Genomic DNA, 19500 nt, shown 5'->3' with positions numbered 1-19500 from the left:
CCGTGATAATCGAAACCCTGTCCACCTTCCCGGAAATGTACCACTCGGTTATGGGCGCCTCCATGATGAAACGGGCTCAGGACAAAGGCATCATCAGCTTCACTGCCTACGATCTGCGCGATTGGACCTACGATCGCCACCGCACTACCGACGACGACCCTTACGGCGGGGGAGCGGGACTGGTGATGAAGTGCCAACCCATCTTCGAGGCGGTGGAGGACCTGTCGGGCAAAAGCGCCCATTATTGGGAGGACGAGCCCGCTTGCCCCCGCACCGGCCCGGCCCCGCGCCATGCGGACGGCCCTGCGCCCACGGTGGTGTTCTTGGCGCCGCAGGGGCAGCGCTTCGACGACCAGCTGGCCAACCGCTTGGCCAAAAGCAAGCGGCTCTTGTTCGTGTGCGGCCACTACGAGGGCATTGACGAGCGCGCCTACGCTCTGGCGGACGAAGTGATTTCCCTGGGGGATTACGTGCTCACCTCTGGCGAGCTGGCCTCTATGGTGGTGATCGATGCGGTGGTGCGCAAGATCCCCGGCGTTTTGGGGGCCGAAGGAGGCGCCGATGACGAATCCTTCGCCGACGGTCTGTTGGAGTACCCCCAGTACACCCGGCCGGCGCAGTTTCGCGGAATGGAGGTGCCGGCGCCGCTCACCAGCGGCAACCACGCTTTGGTGGCCCAATGGCGCCGCCAGCAGAGCCTGGAGCGCACGGCCCGCTTCCGCCCCGACTTGTTGGAGGCGGCGCCGCTTTCCGACAGCGATCGCGCATTTCTGAAGACTTTGAACGAGAACGGGCGCGACAAGGGAAAAGCGCTATCATAAATAGTTGCTGAAATTGGGCGCCTTGGCTAATGCGGCGCCGCGCGAGAGGGAGGCAGCGCCTCCGAAGAAGGGCATTGAGAGAACTCCATGTATTCGGGTCAACACGCAACGCGGCAACAGCCGTCGATTATCCGGTCGATTGTCAACATCGTCGTCATCATTGCCTTGGTCATGGGGCTTTCCTGGGCCCTTTCCAACTTCGTTTTCAAGGCCTACGAGATCCCCTCCGGTTCGATGGAGACCACCATCATGCCGGGCGACCGCCTGTTCTCCGAGAAAGTGACCTATTACTTCGAGGAGCCGAAAGCCGGCGAGATAGTCACCTTCAACGACCCCCAGATTCCCTCCCGCATCCTCATCAAACGGGTGATTGCCACCGGCGGGCAGCAGGTGGATCTGCGGGACGGCTACGTGTACGTGGACGGCGTGCAGCTGGACGAGCCCTACACCAACGGGCTGCCCTCTTACGAGCTGACCCCTGTGCGGGGGCTAGAGATAAGCTATCCCTACACCGTGCCGGAAGGCGAGGTGTGGGTGATGGGGGACAACCGCGTGAATTCGCAGGACTCCCGTTATTTCGGCTCGATACCGGTGTCGTCCATTACCGGCAAAGCGGCCCTCATCTACTGGCCGTTCAGCAATTTCGGCCTGGTCGAGTAGGTTGCCCGGGCTTTCATCTGCGGGTACAACGGCCGCATCCGGGGCGCTGGGCGCACGGAGCGGCTTTCGGAGAAGAAGGAGAGAAATGAACGAAGAAGCGCGTTGCGAAGGGCAGCTTCCCCCCACCTTCCAGCAGGTCATCATGAACCTGCAGAAGTACTGGGCCGATGCCGGCTGCGTCATCCTGCAACCCTACGACAACGAGGTGGGCGCCGGCACCAACGCCCCCGCCACCACCTTGCGTTCGCTGGGCCCCGACACCTGGCGCACCGCCTATGTGCAGGGCTGCCGTCGCCCCACCGACGGCCGCTACGGCGAGAACCCCAACCGCCTGCAGTTCTACTACCAGTTCCAGGTGCTCATCAAGCCGTCCCCCGACAACATCCAGGACCTGTACCTGGGTTCGCTGCGGGCCATCGGCATCGACGTTGACAAGCACGACGTGCGCTTCGTAGAAGATGACTGGGAAAGCCCCACGCTGGGGGCCTGGGGCCTTGGCTGGGAAGTGTGGATCGACGGCATGGAGGTAACGCAGTTCACCTACTTCCAGCAGGTGGGCGGCTTCGAGTGCAGCCCCATTCCGGTGGAGATTGCCTACGGCCTGGAACGCCTCACCATGTTCGTGCAAGGGGTAGACTCGGTGTACGACATCGTGTGGAGCCGCGGCGCCGACGGCGTTACCTTCACCTACGGCGACGTGTACCTGGAAAACGAGAAGGAATACTCGAAGTATAACTTCGAGGTGGCCGATACCGAGTTCCTGTTCCAGGAGTTCACCGACCGGGAGCGCGATTGCAAGAAGATCCTGGCGGCGGGACTGCCCCTGCCCGCCTACGACGCGGTGCTGAAGTGCTGCCATGCCTTCAACCTGCTGGACGCCCGCGGCGTGATTTCCGCCACCGAGCGCATGGCCTACATCCTGCGGGTGCGCACCCTGGCCAAAGCCTGCTGCGCCTCGTACATGCTGCACGTGGTGGGCATGGATGTGGAAGACCCCGGTGAGCAGTTCGGCCGCGAACTGGAAGAAGAGGCCCAAGCGGCAGCGGCGGCCTTGGAGGCGGCCGAAGAGGAACAGGCCGCAGTGATGGCCGAGGCCGCTGCTTCGTCCTGCGGCGTTTCCGGCTGCAGCGCCGAGAGCTGCGCCGGCTGCCCTTCCGCCAACCTCGACCCTAAGGAGGCCTCCCGTGGCTAACACCGAAACCCTCGCCTTCGAGATTGGCACCGAGGAAATCCCCGCGTTCGACTTGAAGAACGCCACCCAGCAGCTGGAGGCGCTGGTGCCCCAGGCGCTGGACGCCGCCGGCGTCCCCCACGGCACGGTGGAGATTTTCACCACCCCGCGGCGCCTGATCGCCATTGTGGCTGATGTGGCCACCGAAACCGAAGCCCTCACCGAGGTTTTCCGCGGCCCTTCGGCGAAGATCGCTTTCGACGACCAGGGCAACTTCACCAAGGCGGCCACTGGTTTCGCCCGCGGCAAGGGCGTGACGGTAGAGGCGTTGGAGCTGCGCGACGAGAACGGCGAGCAGTACGTGTTCGCCACCAAGAACACTCCCTCCAAGCCGGTGGCAGAGCTTTTGCCGGCGGTGCTGGAGGGCGTGATCGCCAAGCTGGCCTGGCCGAAGTCCTGCCGTTGGGGCACCACCTCGGCCCAGTTCTCCCGTCCGGTGCGCTGGATAGTGGCCCTTCTGGGCACCCAGGTGGTGCCGGTTTCCTTCGCCGGCCTTGAGGCGGGCAATGCCACGTTCGGCCACCGCGTGCTGGCTCCCGGCGCCCACGAGGTGCCCTCCGCCGATCAGCTGATCGATGTGGTGAAGGCCGCTTACGTGGTGCCCAGCCAGCAGCTGCGCGAAGCGGCGATCCGCGAGGGCGTGGCCAAAATCGAGGCGGAAACCGGCTGCACGGCGCAGCTTCCCGCGAAAACCCTCACCGAAGTGATCAACCTCTCCGAGTATCCCACCGTGCTGATGGGCACCTTCGACGAGGAATTCCTGCAGGTGCCGGAAGAGATCATCGTGGACGCCATGCTGATGCACCAGCGCTACTTCCCACTCTACGACGAGCAGGGCAAGCTGACCAACCGCTTCATCATCGTCTCCAACGGCGACCCGGCCGCCAGCGCCAACATCATCGAGGGCAACCAGCGCGTGGTGGCCGCCCGCCTCTACGACGCCAAGTTCTTCTACGACGAGGATCGCAAGCAGTCGCTGGACAAGTACGTGCCGCGCCTGAGCGAAGTGGTTTTCCAGGAAACGCTGGGCACCATGCTGGAAAAGACCACCCGCGTGGTGAAGATGACCGCCCGCTTGGTGGCCGACGGCGACCTGTACGTCGATCAGGCCCGCGACATCGCCCGCGCCGCCTACCTGTCCAAGGCCGACCTGGTAACCAATGCCGTGATCGAGTTCACCTCGGTGCAGGGCGTCATGGGCTCCTACTACGCCCTGGCCTCCGGCGAGAACGAGCGGGTGGCCCGCGCCATTGCCGAGCACTACAAGCCCCGCTTCGCCGGCGACTCCATCCCCGCCGACGAGGTGGGCCAGGCGGTGGCCTTGGCCGACAAGCTGGACACTATCTGCGGCCTGTTCGCCATCGGCCAGGCGCCCACCGGCTCCTCCGACCCCTTTGCGCTGCGCCGCGCTGCCATCGGCGTGCTGTCCATCTTGTTCGCCGGCTTCCCGGTAAGCCTGGTGAAGGCGGTGGAGGGTTCGCTGGAAATCTACTTCCGCGGCGGCCTGCAGTTCGATTCCGGCGCCGTGCGCGACGAGATCATCGCCTTCTTCATCGGCCGCTTGAAGGCCATCCTCAAAGACGAAGGCGCCAGCCCCGAGGCCATTGAGGCGGTTCTTTCCACGGGCGTGGAAGAGCCGGTGGAGATTGCCAAGCGGGTGCGCGCCCTGGAAGAGGCCCGCAAGAACCAGCCGGAGCTGTTCGAAGATCTGGCCGTTGCCTTCTCGCGCGCCAACAACCTGCGCGATGCCTCCCTGGGCACTTCCTTCAAGCGCGACTTGCTCACGCCGGTGGAGGCCGATTTGGCCGCCGCCGTCACCTCGGCCCAGTCCACAGTGGGCAAGGCCATGCGCGAAGGCGACTTCGCCGAAGCTCTGACGCAACTTGCCACGCTGCGCGCTCCCATCGATGCCTTCTTCGAGGAAGTGATGGTGATGGACGAGGATCCGGCCATCCGCGAGAACCGCCTGAAGCTGCTCAACCGCATGGTGGGCGTGTTCAGCACCGTGGCCGACTTCTCGCTCCTGGCGTAAAACCGCTCGCCTGGGCAGAGTCAACGGCACATCCTGGATGCAGGTTGAAGCCGCTCGGGTGGGCGCGGGGCGGAGGGGGCGCCCGTGCTCAAACAGTCCTGGGCTTTGGAAAACGCGCCACTGGCGCGTTTTCGTCGTGCGGAACTGCGCGCGGGACCCTCTCCGCCCCGCGCCAATAACTTGGTTCCGGGTTGAAATGAGGGGAGTCGTCTGCTGCGAGTGGATGACGGTTGTCTAGAAAGGGGCGGGGTGTTCTGACCGAGCGAGTTCCGCACGAGCCGAAAGTGCCAGTGGCACTTTCGTGCGAGCAGGACTGTCTGAGCGAATCAGGATGCCCCGCCCCTTTCTTCCGTTGACGTAACAACAAGAACAAAGGGGGAAAGATGGAGAACCTTACTCCGGCGGAGCGGGCGGCTTGCATGCCCACCATTCACATCATTTCCGACTCGGTGGGCGTGACCGCCCAGGCGGTGGCCAAGGCAGCGGCAGCCCAGTTCGGGGTGATGGAACCGAAAATCGAGATTCTGCCGAAGGTGAAATCATTTGCCGAGATCAAACGGTTCTTGGAAGAGCACGTGGCCTGCCACGTGGACACGCTGGGGGACGACCGGTTGCTGGTGTTCTACACGCTGGTGCACAGCGACATGCGCGACGAGCTTTCCGCCTACATCGCCCAGCGCGACAACATCGAGGGCGTGGACATCATGACTGGCGCCATCCGGGCCATTTCCGATTTGAGCGGCATGCAGCCCACCAGCACGCCCGGCACGCTGCGGGCGGCCGATGCTTCTTATTTCCGCCGCATCGAAGCGGTGGAGTTCACCATCGAGCACGACGACGGGCGCAATCCCCAAGACATCACTCGGGCCGACTTGGTTATTCTGGGGGTAAGCCGTTCGTCGAAGACGCCGCTGTCCATTTTCCTGGCCCAGCAAGGGCTGAAGGTGGCCAACATCCCGCTCGATCCCACCACCGATGTGCCGAAAGAGCTTTTCGACGTGGACCCCACCCGCATCTTCGGGCTGATGACCACGCCGGAAGTGCTCTCCGACATCCGCATCCGCCGCTTGGGCAACGCCCGGGGCGTGGCGGCAGAGTACGCCGACATCGAGTACATCTACCAGGATCTGGAAAGCGCCCGTGCCCTTATGCGCAAGCTGGGCTGCATCGTGGTGCACACCGAGAAAAAAGCCGTGGAGGAGACCGCTCAGGAGATTTTGCGTTACTACGAACGGTGCCATCCATCGCCAACTGGTATTATTGAGTAATCGCTGTCAATGGCGGTGAGCTTTCCCGCGGGCACTGCCCGGGCGGGGAAGTGGAAGGAAGACGCGGGGAAGCTTGAGCGGGGTGTTCTCCCGGCATTCGGCCCTGTGCGCACAAGGGATGCGCCCGGTGCGGGCGCGATGCGAAGGAGTCAAGGTGAGCGAAGCAGTTAAGCGCGTCTATGCATTTGGCAAAGACGCCAACGGCAACAACGTTACCGAGGGCAACACCGAGATGAAGGCCGTTCTGGGCGGCAAGGGCGCCAACCTTGCCGAGATGGCTAACATCGGACTTCCCGTTCCTCCGGGATTCACCATTACCTGCCAGACCTGCATGGAATTCGCCAACGGCGGCAACAGCTGGCCGGAGGGTGCTCTGGACACTATTGCCGAGTACCGGGCGGACCTGGAAGAGCGCATGGGCAAGAAGATCGGCGACGCCGAGGACCCGCTGCTGGTTTCGGTGCGCTCCGGCGCTCCCATGTCGATGCCCGGCATGATGGACACCGTGCTGAACCTGGGCCTGAACGACGAGTCCATCAACGGCCTTATCAAGCAAACTGAGAACCCCCGCTTCGCGTGGGACTCCTACCGCCGCTTCATCCAGATGTTCTCCAACGTGGTGATGGGCCTGGACGGCGACCTGTTCGAGAACGCCATCACCGCCATGAAGAACGAGCGCGGCGTGAAGAGCGACACCGACCTGACCGCCGAGGACCTGCAGCAGCTGGTGGCCGAGTTCAAGGGCATCTTCAGCCAGAACGTGGACCCGGTGGCCTATCCGTCGCTGGTGGTGGACGGCCTGGTGCAGTTCCCGCAAGACCCCACCCTGCAGCTGCAGCTGGCCATCGAGGCGGTGTTCGGTTCCTGGAACAACCCCCGCGCGGTGCTGTACCGCCAGAAGAACAAGATCGCCGATGACCTGGGCACTGCCGTGAACGTGCAGTCTATGGTGTTCGGCAACAAGGGCAACACTTCCGCCACTGGTGTGGCCTTCACCCGCAATCCCGCCAACGGCGAAAAGGAATTCTACGGCGACTACCTGGTGAACGCCCAGGGCGAAGACGTGGTGGCCGGCATCCGCAACACCAGCCCCATCGCTCAGTTGAAAACGGTGGAGGGCCTGGAAGAGGCGGGGCAGCAGCTGGAGGACATCTTCGTGGTGCTGGAAAACCACTTCCGCGACATGTGCGACATCGAGTTCACCATCGAGCAGGGCAAGCTGTGGATGCTGCAAACCCGCGTGGGCAAGCGCACCGCCGCCGCCGCACTGCACATCGCCATCGAAATGGTTAAAGAGGGCCTTATCACCAAAGAAGAGGCCGTCATGCGCGTTGAGCCGGATCAGCTGGACCAGCTGCTGCATCCGCAGTTTGACAAGAACGCCACCTACGACGTGGTGGCCCGCGGCCTGAACGCCAGCCCGGGTGCCGCGGTGGGCGAAGCTGTGTTCTCGGCCGCCGACGCCGTGGCCGCCAACGAGGCCGGCCGTAACTGCGTGCTGGTGCGCTGGGAAACCAACCCCGACGACCTGGCCGGCATGATTGCCGCCGAGGGCATCCTCACCTCTCATGGCGGCAAAACCTCCCATGCTGCGGTTATCGCCCGCGGCATGGGCGCGCCCTGCGTGTGCGGCGTGGAGGCGCTCAAAATCGACGCCGAGGCCAAAGAGGCCCGCATCTCCGGCACCGACATCGTGATTCGCGAGGGGGACATCATCTCCATCGACGGCACCACCGGCATCGTGGTGCTGGGGCCGGTTTCCCTGGTGATGCCGGAAATCACCGGCGATTTGGACGCCATCCTGGAGTGGGCCGACGAGTTCCGCACCTTGGGCGTGCGTGCCAACGCCGACAACCCCGAGGACGCCGAGCTCTCCCGCAGCTTCGGGGCGGCGGGCATCGGCCTTTGCCGTACCGAGCACATGTTCTTGGGCGACCGCAAGCAGATCATCCAAACCTTCATCCTGAACGAGGACGAAGCGGTGCGCGAGGAAGCGGTGCGCGAGCTTTTGGAGGTGCAGACCAACGACTTCTACGGCATGTTCAAGGCCATGGACGGCCTGCCGGTGATCGTGCGTTTGCTGGATCCGCCGCTGCACGAGTTCCTGGAAAGCGCCCGCGCCCTCGATGTGGAGATTGCCCGCCTTGAGGCTGCCGGCACTGATGCCGCTCTGGTGGCGGAGAAGCGCGAGCTGATGGCCAAGATCGATTCTTTCGCCGAGCAGAATCCCATGCTGGGCATGCGCGGCGTGCGCCTGGGCATCGTGTACCCCATCCTGCCCACTATGCAGGTGCGCGCCATCGCCACGGCGGCCGCCCGCTTGAAGAAGGAGGGGCTGGATCCGAAGCCCGAGATTATGATTCCGCTGGTTTCGGTGGTTACCGAACTGGCCAAGCTGCGCGCCCTGGCCGAAAAGGTCATCGCTCAGGTGGAAGCGGAAGAAGGCGTTGAGCTGGAGATTCCCATCGGCACCATGATCGAGCTGCCCCGCGCCGCCGTCACTGCCGACGAGATTGCCAGCGTGGCGGACTTCTTCTCCTTCGGCACCAACGACCTCACCCAAACCACTTTCGGCTTCAGCCGCGACGACGTGGAGGGCGAGTTCGTGCCCCAGTACCTCTCTGAGCGCCTGCTGCCCTTCAACCCCTTTGCCACGGTGGACGCCGGTGTGGCCCGCCTGGTGCAGATGGGCGTTGAGCTGGGCCATGAGGGCAATCCCGAAATCGTGTGTGGCGTGTGCGGCGAGCACGGCGGCGATCCCGACTCCATTGCCACCTTCAACGGCATCGGGCTGGATTACGTCAGCTGCTCCCCCTACCGCGTGCCGGTGGCCCGCCTGGCCGCCGCCCAAGCGGCCCTTTCCCAGAAGTAGGCTGCAGCGCGCTTGTCGCCTGAGCACGGGCCCCGCAATTGCGGGGCCCTTCTTGCAATTGCATTGCTTTCGGGGGACGGAGGTGCCTGCAGTATTTATGACTGCGGGAAAACTGCCTGGTGAATTCGTAGGGCAGGGGGCATGTCCAGCCTGATAGATTTGCAGAACAGGGGGTATGTTCTGATTCGTGAATTCGTAGGGCAGATATTCTATCTCCGCCTAGCCGATGGCCTGCTTGTGATTACGGCCTAGGCAGACATAGGATGTCTGCCCTACGATAAGCTTCCCAGATTGGGGCGTTTGCGTCGAACATGGTTCGACGATGGATCAAGGACTACGGAAACAGGAGGAGGCATGGCATTGAATCTGGACAACCTGCCGCGCACCATAGAGGTGCATAAGGTTTCCGGCGTGCCGCGGGTGCGCATGATAGACCAGCGATTGCTGCCCTACGAGGAGGTTTACCTGGAGACTTCCGATTGGCGCACGGTGGTGGACGCCATCAAGACGCTTGCAGTGCGCGGCGCCCCTGCCATCGGCGTTGCCGGGGCGGCGGCGGTGATGCTGCGGGCCTGGGAGTTTTTGGCGGCCGGGGGTGGCAGCGGCACAGGGGGGAAGGCCCCGGTGCTGGAAGCGCCAGCTGGCGATGGGGCCGACGTGCCCGCAGCTGCCGGGGCGGATTGCCTCATGTGCCAGCGGCGGGGCCAAGAGGGCTGCGCCGCCGCCGAAGCGGCCGGGGATTTCTTCGACCGGCCGGAAAGCAGCGATGCGGTCCATCGGGCGCTTGATGGCCATCGCACCTTCGTGCTGGACGAAGACGGCTTCGATTCGGAGCTGTTCTCCATGGGGCTGGATTTCGCCGGGCGTCAGATTGCGGCCGCGCGGCCCACGGCGGTGAACCTGTCCTGGGCGGTGAAGCGGGCCTTGCGGTTGGCGCGGAAGATGGTGCAAGACGGGGGAGAGGGGCCCGCTGCCGTGGCCGACGCGCTCTATGGGCTGTGCCGGGACATGATCGGCGAAGACGAGGCGGCAAATCGCGCCATCGGCCGCAACGGCGCCGAGCTTTTGCCGCACGGGGCCACCGTGCTCACCCATTGCAATGCCGGCAGCTTGGCCACCGCATTTTACGGAACTGCCCTTGGGGTGGTGTATTCCGCTTTCGAACAGGGAAAACTTGAGCGGGTGTATGCCGATGAGACGCGGCCGGTGGGGCAGGGCGCGCGCCTCACGGCCTGGGAGCTCTCCCGAGCCGGCGTGCCGGTGACGCTCATCTGCGACGACATGGCCGCATCCACGATGGCGAGCAGGAAGATAGACGCTGTTGTGGTGGGGGCCGACCGCATTGCCGCCAACGGGGACGTGGCCAACAAGATAGGTACTTTGGGGGTGGCGGTGCTGGCCCGCCATTTCGGCATTCCGTTTTACGTGGCGGCGCCCCGCTCGACTATCGACGCGTCCATCGCAACCGGTGAGGCCATCGTCATCGAACGGCGGGACGCTGCCGAAGTGCTGCCCCGGCCGATAGCGGGGGTGCAGGTGGACAATCCCGCCTTCGATGTTACGCCGGCGCAGTTGGTGGCGGCCATCATCACAGAGGACGGGGTTTCCACTCCCGATGACCTGGCAAATGCGCTAAGCTGATAGCGCTGTCGACGATGTGCGGGCGGTGACAGGCGCCGCTGACGCCCTGGTGCCGGCGAGAAAGGAACGCTCATGGAAGTGGTTTGGCGAAGTGAGCAGGAAGACCGCGAGGCAACGCTCTTGTGCCCCGATGCCACTTTGTCGCGCGAAAGCGAAGGCAGGGTGCGCAGCACCGCCCCCGACCTTCTGCGCAACGAGTTCCAGCGGGACCGCGACAAAATTCTCCACTGCAAGTCATTTCGTCGCCTGTCCCATAAAACCCAGGTGTTTCTGGCGCCGCAGGGGGACCATTACCGCACCCGCCTCACCCACACCTTGGAAGTGGCCCAGATTGCCCGCACCATTGCCCGGGCGCTGGCCTTGAACGAAGACCTCACCGAGGCCATTTCCCTCGGACACGATTTGGGGCACACCCCCTTCGGCCATACCGGTGAAAGCGCCCTGGCCCATTGCATCGGGCGCCACCGAGGCATGGCTCCAAGCAATCCGGAAATAGAGGGGCTGTACCGCCACAACCAGCAGAGCCTGCGGGTGGTGGAGCTCATCGAAAACGGCGGAGCGGGGCTCAACCTTACCTTCGAGGTGAAGGACGGCATCGTGTGCCATACCGGCGAGGTGCGCGCGGAAACCCTCGAAGGGCGCATCGTGGCCACCGCCGACCGCATCGCCTATGTGAACCACGACATCGACGACGCCATTCGCGCGGGGCTGCTCACCGAAGGGCAGCTGCCCCCCAGTACCCACGCCGTGCTGGGGGAGAACCACTCGGCCCGCATCGAGACGCTGGTAAGCGACATGGTGACCGCATCGGCCAGCGAAGGGGACATCCGGCTTTCCCCGCATGTGTGGGAAGCCATGATGGAGCTCAGGGAATTCCTGTTCAGGAAGGTGTACATGGCGCCAGAGGTGCTTGAAGAGGTGGACAAGGCCACGCGGCTCATCAACACCCTGTTCGACTATTACGTTGCCCATCCGGATGAAGTGCCGCAGGAGTACCACAGCATTTCCGGCGGAGACGAGTTGCGGGCGGTTTCCGACTACATCGCCGGCATGACCGACCGCTACGCGAAAAGCCGAATCCGCCAGCTGTTCGAGCCCAATACCCTGTCGTTCTAGGGGCTAAGACTTGCGGGCGATTTGCTCGCAGGCCAGGGATCCTATCTCTGGCCAACTGACAACCTGCATTCGACTGCAGCTTAGGGAGGCATAGAATGTCCGCCCTGCGAATCCTGCCCTCAAGGCATTTCTGGCGGCAACTTTACTTCTCCGGGCGCACCACGGTCATCCATTCGCCGATGGGGCCGTTGGCGCAGGCGGGGCGCAGGGCCACGGTGACCAGGGCGCTGCGGTCTTTCTTGGAAAGCGTGCGGAAGTCCGGCAGCGCTACGCCGGCGAAGGCGAAGCGGTTGCCCAGCTCGTCCAGGTACACCACATCCCCCGCCTCCTTCGGCGAGAACGGCGGGCGGGGCAGGGCGCACATCACCAGGCTGCGGCAGGTGATGGGCATGGTGTAGCTGGCGATGATGCGGTGGTATTCCAGGCCGTTTATCTGCCGGGTTTTCTGGGGCATTTCCTCGTACAGGCGCAGCGCCTCTTCAAGCGAACGGTCCAAAATCCACCTCCTTTGCCGCTTTCGGGGCCGCAAGCGCAACGGGCTTCGGCCGGTTTCGATGGTACCAGTGTAACCGAAACCGCCGCTGCCGCCGGGGGAGGAGCGGCATTTTCGCTGCTCCCCGTTACCTGGGGTGCCAACCGCCGCTGCGGCGGGAAAATGGAGCCGCTTTCCGCCTCGGTTGGGGTAGAATACGGCACCGTGTTCACGAGGGCCCACATAAAAGATGCGTTTTCCGCCGCCATTCCGGTGATGCTGGGCTATGTGGCCATCGGCATCCCCTGCGGCATCTTGTCTGACTCCATCGGCATGAACGCGCTTCAGGTGTTCCTGCTCTCGGCCCTATTCTATTCAGGCGCCGGCCAGTTCATGATTCCCAACATGTACCTGGCCTCTTCGTCGGTAACCTCCATCGTGGCCAGCGTGTCGTTGGTGAACACCCGCCAAATGCTCTACTCGGCATCGTTTGCGAAGTGCTGCGATGGTGTTTCCAAGCGCCTGGCGTTCTTCTTTGCCGCCACTGTCACCGATGAGACCTATGGGGTTTCCACCAAGCGTTTCGAGGAGGGCGACTGGTCGGTAGACCGGGCGCTTATGCTCAACCTGTTCTCCCAAACCTCCTGGACCCTTTCTACAGTGGCGGGGGTGCTGGTGGGAAGCGCCCTCGACATTCCGCTGAACATCGCCTCGTTCGCCATGACCTCTATCTTCATCTGCCTGATGGTCACCCAAAAACTAGTGCCCGCCAACATTGTGGCCATGGCCGGTGCCATGCTGGGGGTATATTTGGCGAAGCTCTTAGGGCTCACGGGGCCGGCCATCCTCATCGGGGCCCTCATCGGCGTAATGGCCGCCATTGCCTACCATGCCACCAACGGGCCGAAGCTGCCGGACGGTTCCGCCGGCGGGGAAGGGGAGCGCTCGTGAGCTGGACTGAGTTCTGGATCGTGTTCGGCTGCTGCGCCGTTACCATGCTCGCCTGCCGGGTGCTGCCCTTGTTCTTGCTGAAGGGGCGCGAGCTGCCCGACGGGCTCAACCGCGCGCTGGGGTTCATTCCGCCTGCGGCCTTTGCGGCGCTGGTGGCCAATGATCTGGTGAAGCCGGGTATGTTCGCCGATGGCCTGTGGCCGGCCGCGGCGCCGTTTGCGGCAGCGGTTTGCGTTGTGGCGGTGGCCCTGAAGACGAAGTCGCTTCTCTGGAGCGCCCTGGCCGGCGTGGCCGCCTTCGCACTGTTGCTGGCGATAGGGAGCTAGGGCGGCTTCGACGGCCCGTTGCAGGCCAAAAACCGCCGTCTGCGGTGGGAAATGGACGTAATATAAAATCCCTTGCAACCCGCATTGCCAGATGCTAAACTAACCAATCGTGCGTTTACAGGAATTTACGCAGGTAAGAATCTGACAATATAGAAGGAATCGACCATGGATATCATTCGCGCCATCGAGCAGCAGCAGATTAAGCAGGACGTCCCCGAGTTCCATGTGGGCGACAATGTTCGCGTTCACTATCGCATCACCGAGGGCAACCGCGAGCGTATCCAGGTGTTCCAGGGCGATGTCATCCGTCGTCAGGGCGAGTCTTCCCGTGAAACCTTCACCGTGCGCAAGATCAGCTTCAACGTGGGCGTCGAGCGCACCTTCCCGGTGCATTCCCCCAAGATTGACAAGATTGAAGTGGTGCGCCAGGGCGATGTGCGTCGCGCCAAGCTGTACTATCTGCGCGACAAGGTGGGCAAGGCCGCCAAGATCAAGGAGAAGTCCTTCCGCTAAGCTTTGCGAAGGCGGCCTGCAGGCCGCCTTTTTTTGCGCCTGGGTGCCGGATTTGCCGGGGCTGGGGCATGCGAGGCCGCACCGTCGTGCGGCCTTTTGCATTTCAGGCGCGCCTGGGACATCCGGGCCGGTTTGGCGGGCGTGGCGGGTGCGAAGGGCGATACACTTACCGGGTGATCCGGTTTTGACGGAAAGGGCGGGGCGCGGTGCTGGACTTGACGGTGGCAGAGTTGAAGGCGCGGCTGGCGGCGGCGGATGCCGCCGAGCTGGCGGCCCTCAAGCGGAGTTTGGCTGCGGAAACCCGCAAAGGGGTGCTGTCGGCTGTTGCCAGCGCCGAGAAGCGCATTGCCGCGCAACAGGCGGAGCAGCAGCGGCTGCAGGGCCTGTTCGACTTTCAGAACCAGTTGGCCCAGGAGGCGGGCGCCCAGGTAGTGGCTGGTTTGGACGAGGTGGGGCGCGGCCCGGTGGCGGGGCCTTTGGCGGTTGCGGCGGTGGTGCTGCCGCAAAAGGCCGATCTTCCGGGGCTGAACGACTCCAAGCAAGTGACCGAGCCCGTGCGTCGCCAATTGGCGCAGCGCATCAAGGAGGTGGCCCTTGGGTGGACGGTGCAGTTCATCCCTCCCGAGTTCATCGATTCCCACGGTATGACTTTCTCGCTGAAAACCGCCTTTTCCCAGGCACTGGCCGCTTTGGAGGCCCAGGGGCTTGCGGTGGATCTGGCGCTGCTGGACGGCAATCCGCTTCATTTCGACCGCCGCGAGAAAAACGTGGTGAAGGGGGATGCGAAGTGCGCCTCCATCGCCGCTGCCTCCATCGTGGCCAAAGTGGAGCGGGACGAGCTGATGCGCGCTTTGGACGAGCAATTCCCCGGGTACCACCTGGCCAGCAACAAGGGCTACGGCAGCGCCGAGCACATCGAGGCCATCAGGCAGCTGGGGCTTTCCCCGGTGCACCGGGTGAGCTTTTGCCAAGGGTTTTTGCAGGAATCGCTGTTCTGAGCGGCTCTAGGAAGGCCACCGTGCTTTTGGCCCCAGCGGCGGGCCCGTGGCTGCCACTTCGTTTCCAATAGGTTACTATGGGCGAAACGCCGTGTTCGGGGTTCGGGATGGACGAAGGGTGAAGGCATGCTCTATCGCGTTATCGACAGCCAGGAGCTTCCGGCGCTGGTCGAGGCATTCATGGAGGATTACGAAGTCATCGCTCCGGTGGAATCGGGGGCCAGCTACGCCTTTGAGAAGGTGACCTCGTTCGACGAGATCAAACTGGATTACCCCACCACCATCACGTCCTGTAAAAAATACGTGCTGCCGCCGCGGGAGACGTTGTTCAAGTTCGACGCCTTGAACAACGAGGTGACCGACTTCACGGTAAAGGTGACGCCGCGGGTGATTTTCGGCGCCCATGCTTGCGACATCAATGCGCTGAACAGCCTGGACATGGTGTTCGAGGACAGCCGCTACCGCGATCCCTATTATGAGGCGCGCCGCGGGGCCACGCTGATCATCGGCATCAGCTGCACGCCCACTGAAAGCTGCTTTTGCCACCTCATGGAGGCGGATGAGGCGCGCACCGGCTACGACTTGTTCTTGCAGGACATCGGCGGCCGCTATCTGGTTTCCATCGGCAGTGTGACGGCGGCCAACGTTTTGGAGTCCGCCTGCAATCCGCGCGAGGCCACCGACGAGGACCGCATCGCGTTTCGCCAGGCCACCCGCAAACGGCAGGAATCCTTCAACGAGGAGATTCCCGACGTGCAGGAAATCGCCATGCTGATGGACGCCTTCCACTCCGATCCCTTCTGGGACGAGCTGGGCAGCCGTTGCTTGGCCTGCACCGCCTGCTCCAGCGTGTGCCCCACCTGTTTTTGCTTCGATATTGCCGACACGTTGGGGCCCGATGGGAAAACCGGACGCCGCGAGCGCATTTGGGACGCCTGTACCTCGCCGCAGTTCGCCATGGTCACCGGCGGCCACAACTTCCGCGATTCCAACCGCAACCGGGTGCGCCACCGCATGTACCACAAGCTGAACGGCTTTCTGGCCACCCACGACCGCATGCTGTGCACCGGCTGCGGCCGCTGCGTGCGCGCCTGCAAAGCGCACATTTCCCCCATAGAGGTGCTCAAGTTCTTTGAAGAGAAGGGAGCGTGAGGCCATGAGCGCCACTCCTGAAATCGAGGCGCTGCGGGTGAGCCCCTACCGCGACGGCGGGGCGCCCATGACCGGGGAAGAGCTGATAGCGGCCAATCCCTACCGTCCATGGCCGGCCCGCATTACCTCCATCCAAACCCTTACCGAGCACGAGAAGCTGTTCGAGTTCCGCTTCATCGACGAGAATATCCGCAACGCCTTCCATCACCAGCCGGGGCAGTTCGTGGAGCTGTCGCTGTTCGGGGTGGGGGAGGCACCCATTTCCATTTCCAGCAGCCCTTCGAAAAGCGGCTTCATCGAGCTGTGCGTGCGGCGCGCCGGCGAGTTCACCCAGCGCCTCCATGAAATGCAGTGCGGCGACATCGTGGGCATCCGCGGCCCCTACGGTCGCCCTTTCCCCTTCGAGATGATGAAGGGCCACGATGTGCTGCTGGTGGCGGGCGGTTTGGGCATCGCCCCTCTGCGGTCGCTGATCAACAACATCCATGACGAGCGTTCCGAATTCGGGAAAGTCACCATCATTTACGGCTCCCGCAGCCCTCAAGAGGTGATGTTCCGCGATCAGTTCGAAATGTGGCGCCATCGCAAAGACTTCGACCTGTACCTCACGGTGGACCACCCCGACGACGGGTGGGATGGTGAGGTGGGGCTGGTCACCAAGCCCTTCCAGCATTTGGAGGTTGACCCCGACCGCACCTTCGGCGCCGTGTGCGGGCCGCCGGTGATGTACAAGTTCGTGGTGCAGGAGATGCGCAACAAGGGCATTTCCTACGACCGCATCTACATGAGTTTCGAGCGCCACATGAAGTGCGGCATGGGCAAGTGCGGCCATTGCCAGATAGGCCATCAGTACTGCTGCATCGATGGGCCGGTTTTCAATTACTGGGAGGCCAAGAACATTCAGGGGTCGATGTAAATGAGCGGCACACTTCACGGGAAACGGCCCAAAGTGGCTATCATCGGGCTGGCCAGTTGCTTTGGATGCCAGCTGCAAATCACCAACATGGAGCCGCATCTGCTGAGCCTGTTGGACCAGATAGAATTGGTGCACTGGCAGTTGGCGTCTTCCGATCCCTTGCCGGAAGACTTCGACATCGCTGTGGTGGAAGGGGCCGTCACCACCAAGGAGGCGCTGGAAACCATGCGCCGGGTGCGCCGCCGCGCCTCGGTGGTGATCGCTTTGGGGGCGTGCGCGGTTACCGCCGGCATCCCCGGCATTGCAGCGCCGGAGTTCGACGATCATCTGCAAACGGTGTACGGGACCCAGGTGCCGCAAGCGGCTGGAAACGTGATCAGCCCGGTGCCGATTTCCCAGGTGGTGCCGGTGGATTGGGAGGTGCGCTGCTGCCCCATCGACCCGGCCGATTTCATGGCGGCCCTCCACCGCTTCATCGTGGGCTCCAACAAGCTGCCCTCCACCGCCACCCTGTGCGGCGAGTGCAAGCGCAACGAGCGCGGCTGCTTCTACGGCCGCGGCCAGCTGTGCATGGGGCTTGTCACCCGCGCCGGCTGCGGTGCCCGCTGCCCCAACCTGGGGCGCGCCTGCAACGGGTGCGCGGGGCTGTCCCCCCAGGCCAACGTAGCCGCTGCTCGCCGCATGGCGCAAGACGCCGGCATAGGGGAGGCCCGATTTAACACTGCCCTTCAGCTGTTCAACTCGGTGGAATTGCAGGCGGGCGCCTAGCCCGCCGCCGATGCCGCCGCACGAGAAAGAGAGCCGAACCTCATGGCCGTTATGAAGATAGACGTTGACCACGTGGCCCGCATCGAGGGCCATGGCGACATTCACCTCACCGTGGAGGACGGCGTGGTGACCGGTTGCCAGATGGAGGTGGTGGAATCGGCCCGCCTGTTCGAGGCCATGGTGGTGGGGCGCCCCTTCGACGAAGTGCCCTACATCGCCTCGCGCATCTGCGGCATCTGCTCTGCCAGCCATGCGGTTACCGACATCTTGGCCATCGAGCGCATTTTCGGCGTGGAGGTGAGCGATCGCACAAACGCCCTGCGGGAGCTTTTGCTGTACGGGTCGTTCCTGCAGAACCACGCCACCCACCTGTTCGTGTTCGCCACTCCTGATTTCCTCGGCCACAAGAGCGTGTTTCCCCTGGCCTCCGAAAACCGCGCCCTCTACGATGGCGCGCTGGCACTCAAGGCGCTCGGCAACGAGCTGTGCACCAAGGTGGGCGGCCGCTCCATCCACCCCATTTGCGCGGTGGTGGGCGGTTTCACCCACGAGGTGGGGGCGGAAGAGTACCTGAAGCTGGCGGACAAAATGGAAGCTGCGATGGATTTTGCGGAAGAGGCGGTGGACCTCATCGCCTCCTTCGAGGTGATGGATCTGCAGACGGAGGGCGATTTCCTGGCCATGGTGGCGCCGGAGGGCTATCCGGTGTGCGGCAGCGATACCGCCCGTTTCGTGCGGGCCGGTTACGATTTCTCCGCCCAGGACGCCGAGAAAGAGATAGAGGAATACGTCATCGGCCACTCGGCGGCGTTTTTGGCCCGGGCGGCCCGAACCGGCAAGCCCTACATGACCTCTGCCCTTTCCCGCATCAACGCCTCGTGGGGTCAGCTGGGGCGCCGTGCCCGCTACGCTTCCGCGCGGGCGGGGCTTCGGCCGCCGAACCTCAACCCTTTCATGAACAACGTTGCCCAAGCGGTGGAGCTGCTGGACGCCCTTGACCGTTGTGCCACCATTTGCCGCCGCCTTGCCGCCGACGAGTACGAAGGCGGCAGCGCCCCGGTGTCCTTCGAGGTGCGGGAAGGCAGCGGCGTGGGATTCACGGAAGCGCCGCGCGGCGCGCTGTTCCATCGGATCACCCTCGATGGCAAAGGGCGGGTGCGCAGCGCCAACATCCTCACTCCCACGGCCCAGAACATCGCCAACATGGAATCCGACATGGCGGAAGTGGCCCAGGCTTTCGCCGACGCCGGCCGCAGCTCTGCGGCCATCAAGCTGGAGGTGGAAAAGCTGGTGCGCGCCTACGACCCCTGCCTCTCCTGCAGCGTTCACTAAACACCGTCTGCGGAGTATCCGCGAGCCCTCGAATCAGCCGGTCTGCACTGTTTGTTCGCGGTCCGGTTTCTTCGTAGGGCAGAGATTCTGTCTCTGCCTAAGCTGCAGCCGAATCTTCGCGGCGGTTTCGCGAAAACCGTTCGCAAAAAAGTTCTTGCGGCATCGCGGCGTCGGCGTATACTGCCCACAACAACTTCATATTCCAAATGCGATGAAGAGGATAGTAGGGGCTAACCCGTTTCAAGAGAGCCGGCGGTTGCTGCAAGCCGGCAGCGGGCGTTCCGAATGCCACCTCCGAGCAGTTCAGCTGAGAAAACCTAAGCGTTCGCAGGCTTACCGCCGGGGCGCTGGGGCCAGTAAAGCCGATCCGGTAACTCCGTTAACGTTGCGCACCTTTCGGGCGTTTTGTTTTTGCATGAGGCAACCTGGGC

16 protein-coding genes and 1 pseudogene are annotated in these 19500 nt (G+C 63.5%); 16 read left to right on the top strand and 1 reads right to left on the bottom strand.

Features of this window, described 5'->3' with window-relative positions; genetic code table 11:
* The first annotated feature begins 2 nt into the window (after positions 1 to 2).
* The 8 genes and pseudogenes from trmD to DMP11_RS01470 all read left to right on the top strand — a co-directional run bounded on the left by trmD (position 3) and on the right by DMP11_RS01470 (position 11641).
* A complete protein-coding gene (gene trmD, locus DMP11_RS01510) occupies positions 3 to 821 on the top strand; it encodes a tRNA (guanosine(37)-N1)-methyltransferase TrmD (protein ID WP_123184714.1) in 819 nt (272 codons plus the stop codon).
* An 87-nt stretch (positions 822 to 908) separates the two neighbouring features.
* Positions 909 to 1481: a signal peptidase I gene (lepB, locus tag DMP11_RS01505; protein WP_123184713.1), complete on the top strand. Its 573-nt coding sequence runs from the start codon at positions 909 to 911 to the stop codon at positions 1479 to 1481.
* 85 nt (positions 1482 to 1566) lie between these two features.
* Positions 1567 to 2454 (top strand): annotated as a pseudogene (locus tag DMP11_RS01500) (glycine--tRNA ligase subunit alpha); the annotation flags it as partial.
* Between the two features lie 211 nt (positions 2455 to 2665).
* Positions 2666 to 4744, top strand: a complete 2079-nt coding sequence (gene glyS / locus DMP11_RS01495) for a glycine--tRNA ligase subunit beta (RefSeq protein ID WP_123184711.1) — start codon at positions 2666 to 2668, stop codon at positions 4742 to 4744.
* Positions 4745 to 5127: 383 nt separating this feature from the next.
* Positions 5128 to 6012 carry a pyruvate, water dikinase regulatory protein gene (locus DMP11_RS01485; RefSeq protein WP_123184709.1) on the top strand — a complete coding sequence of 295 codons (885 nt, stop codon included), beginning with the start codon at positions 5128 to 5130 and terminating at the stop codon, positions 6010 to 6012.
* 154 nt (positions 6013 to 6166) lie between these two features.
* Positions 6167 to 8884, top strand: coding sequence for a pyruvate, phosphate dikinase (ppdK, locus tag DMP11_RS01480; RefSeq protein WP_123184708.1), 2718 nt, complete (start codon positions 6167 to 6169; stop codon positions 8882 to 8884).
* 354 nt (positions 8885 to 9238) lie between these two features.
* Positions 9239 to 10525 (top strand): S-methyl-5-thioribose-1-phosphate isomerase, encoded by a 1287-nt coding sequence (gene mtnA, locus DMP11_RS01475; protein WP_214646965.1) that lies wholly within the window; start codon positions 9239 to 9241, stop codon positions 10523 to 10525.
* A 72-nt stretch (positions 10526 to 10597) separates the two neighbouring features.
* A complete protein-coding gene (locus tag DMP11_RS01470) occupies positions 10598 to 11641 on the top strand; it encodes a deoxyguanosinetriphosphate triphosphohydrolase (RefSeq protein WP_123184707.1) in 1044 nt (347 codons plus the stop codon).
* A 142-nt stretch (positions 11642 to 11783) separates the two neighbouring features.
* Here the strand turns inward: DMP11_RS01470 and DMP11_RS01465 are convergent, their stop codons facing one another.
* Positions 11784 to 12137 (bottom strand): hypothetical protein, encoded by a 354-nt coding sequence (locus DMP11_RS01465; RefSeq protein ID WP_123184706.1) that lies wholly within the window; start codon positions 12135 to 12137, stop codon positions 11784 to 11786.
* 159 nt (positions 12138 to 12296) lie between these two features.
* Here DMP11_RS01465 and DMP11_RS01460 point away from each other — a divergent pair, with 159 nt between their 5' ends.
* The 8 genes from DMP11_RS01460 (at position 12297) to DMP11_RS01425 (ending at position 19069) form a co-directional block, all read left to right on the top strand.
* Positions 12297 to 13064, top strand: a complete 768-nt coding sequence (locus DMP11_RS01460; RefSeq protein ID WP_214646966.1) for an AzlC family ABC transporter permease — start codon at positions 12297 to 12299, stop codon at positions 13062 to 13064.
* The gene (locus DMP11_RS01455) at positions 13061 to 13390 is read left to right on the top strand and encodes an AzlD domain-containing protein (protein WP_123184705.1); all 330 of its coding nucleotides are present in this window, start codon (positions 13061 to 13063) and stop codon (positions 13388 to 13390) included. The genes DMP11_RS01460 and DMP11_RS01455 overlap by 4 nt, the downstream gene beginning before the upstream one ends.
* Positions 13391 to 13555: 165 nt before the next feature.
* Positions 13556 to 13903 (top strand): 50S ribosomal protein L19, encoded by a 348-nt coding sequence (rplS, locus tag DMP11_RS01450; protein WP_123184704.1) that lies wholly within the window; start codon positions 13556 to 13558, stop codon positions 13901 to 13903.
* 206 nt (positions 13904 to 14109) lie between these two features.
* A complete protein-coding gene (locus DMP11_RS01445) occupies positions 14110 to 14901 on the top strand; it encodes a ribonuclease HII (RefSeq protein ID WP_235869359.1) in 792 nt (263 codons plus the stop codon).
* A gap of 126 nt (positions 14902 to 15027) precedes the next feature.
* On the top strand, positions 15028 to 16053 hold the full coding sequence (locus DMP11_RS01440; protein ID WP_123184703.1) for a 4Fe-4S dicluster domain-containing protein: 1026 nt from the start codon (positions 15028 to 15030) through the stop codon (positions 16051 to 16053).
* A gap of 4 nt (positions 16054 to 16057) precedes the next feature.
* Positions 16058 to 16969 (top strand): FAD/NAD(P)-binding protein, encoded by a 912-nt coding sequence (locus DMP11_RS01435; protein ID WP_123184702.1) that lies wholly within the window; start codon positions 16058 to 16060, stop codon positions 16967 to 16969.
* Positions 16970 to 17737: an NADH-quinone oxidoreductase subunit B family protein gene (locus DMP11_RS01430; RefSeq protein WP_123184701.1), complete on the top strand. Its 768-nt coding sequence runs from the start codon at positions 16970 to 16972 to the stop codon at positions 17735 to 17737. It begins immediately after the preceding gene.
* Positions 17738 to 17779: 42 nt separating this feature from the next.
* Complete coding sequence (locus DMP11_RS01425) at positions 17780 to 19069, top strand: Ni/Fe hydrogenase subunit alpha (protein ID WP_123184700.1); 1290 nt, start codon at positions 17780 to 17782, stop codon at positions 19067 to 19069.
* The last annotated feature ends 431 nt before the right edge of the window (positions 19070 to 19500 follow it).

The organism is Parvibacter caecicola (genome assembly GCF_003725335.1).
Taxonomy (GTDB): domain Bacteria; phylum Actinomycetota; class Coriobacteriia; order Coriobacteriales; family Eggerthellaceae; genus Parvibacter; species Parvibacter caecicola.
Note: the sequence above shows the minus strand (reverse complement) of the source record. Positions and strands in the feature narration are given on the sequence as shown.

Bases quoted from the DNA above. Each gene is read 5' to 3' on its own strand.
- lepB (WP_123184713.1), top strand. From the start codon at position 909: ATGTATTCGGGTCAACACGCAACGCGGCAACAGCCGTCGATTATCCGG.
- DMP11_RS01485 (WP_123184709.1), top strand. From the start codon at position 5,128: ATGGAGAACCTTACTCCGGCGGAGCGGGCGGCTTGCATGCCCACCATT.
- mtnA (WP_214646965.1), top strand. From the start codon at position 9,239: ATGGCATTGAATCTGGACAACCTGCCGCGCACCATAGAGGTGCATAAG.
- DMP11_RS01470 (WP_123184707.1), top strand. From the start codon at position 10,598: ATGGAAGTGGTTTGGCGAAGTGAGCAGGAAGACCGCGAGGCAACGCTC.
- DMP11_RS01460 (WP_214646966.1), top strand. From the start codon at position 12,297: ATGGAGCCGCTTTCCGCCTCGGTTGGGGTAGAATACGGCACCGTGTTC.
- rplS (WP_123184704.1), top strand. From the start codon at position 13,556: ATGGATATCATTCGCGCCATCGAGCAGCAGCAGATTAAGCAGGACGTC.
- DMP11_RS01440 (WP_123184703.1), top strand. From the start codon at position 15,028: ATGCTCTATCGCGTTATCGACAGCCAGGAGCTTCCGGCGCTGGTCGAG.
- DMP11_RS01435 (WP_123184702.1), top strand. From the start codon at position 16,058: ATGAGCGCCACTCCTGAAATCGAGGCGCTGCGGGTGAGCCCCTACCGC.
- DMP11_RS01430 (WP_123184701.1), top strand. From the start codon at position 16,970: ATGAGCGGCACACTTCACGGGAAACGGCCCAAAGTGGCTATCATCGGG.
- DMP11_RS01425 (WP_123184700.1), top strand. From the start codon at position 17,780: ATGGCCGTTATGAAGATAGACGTTGACCACGTGGCCCGCATCGAGGGC.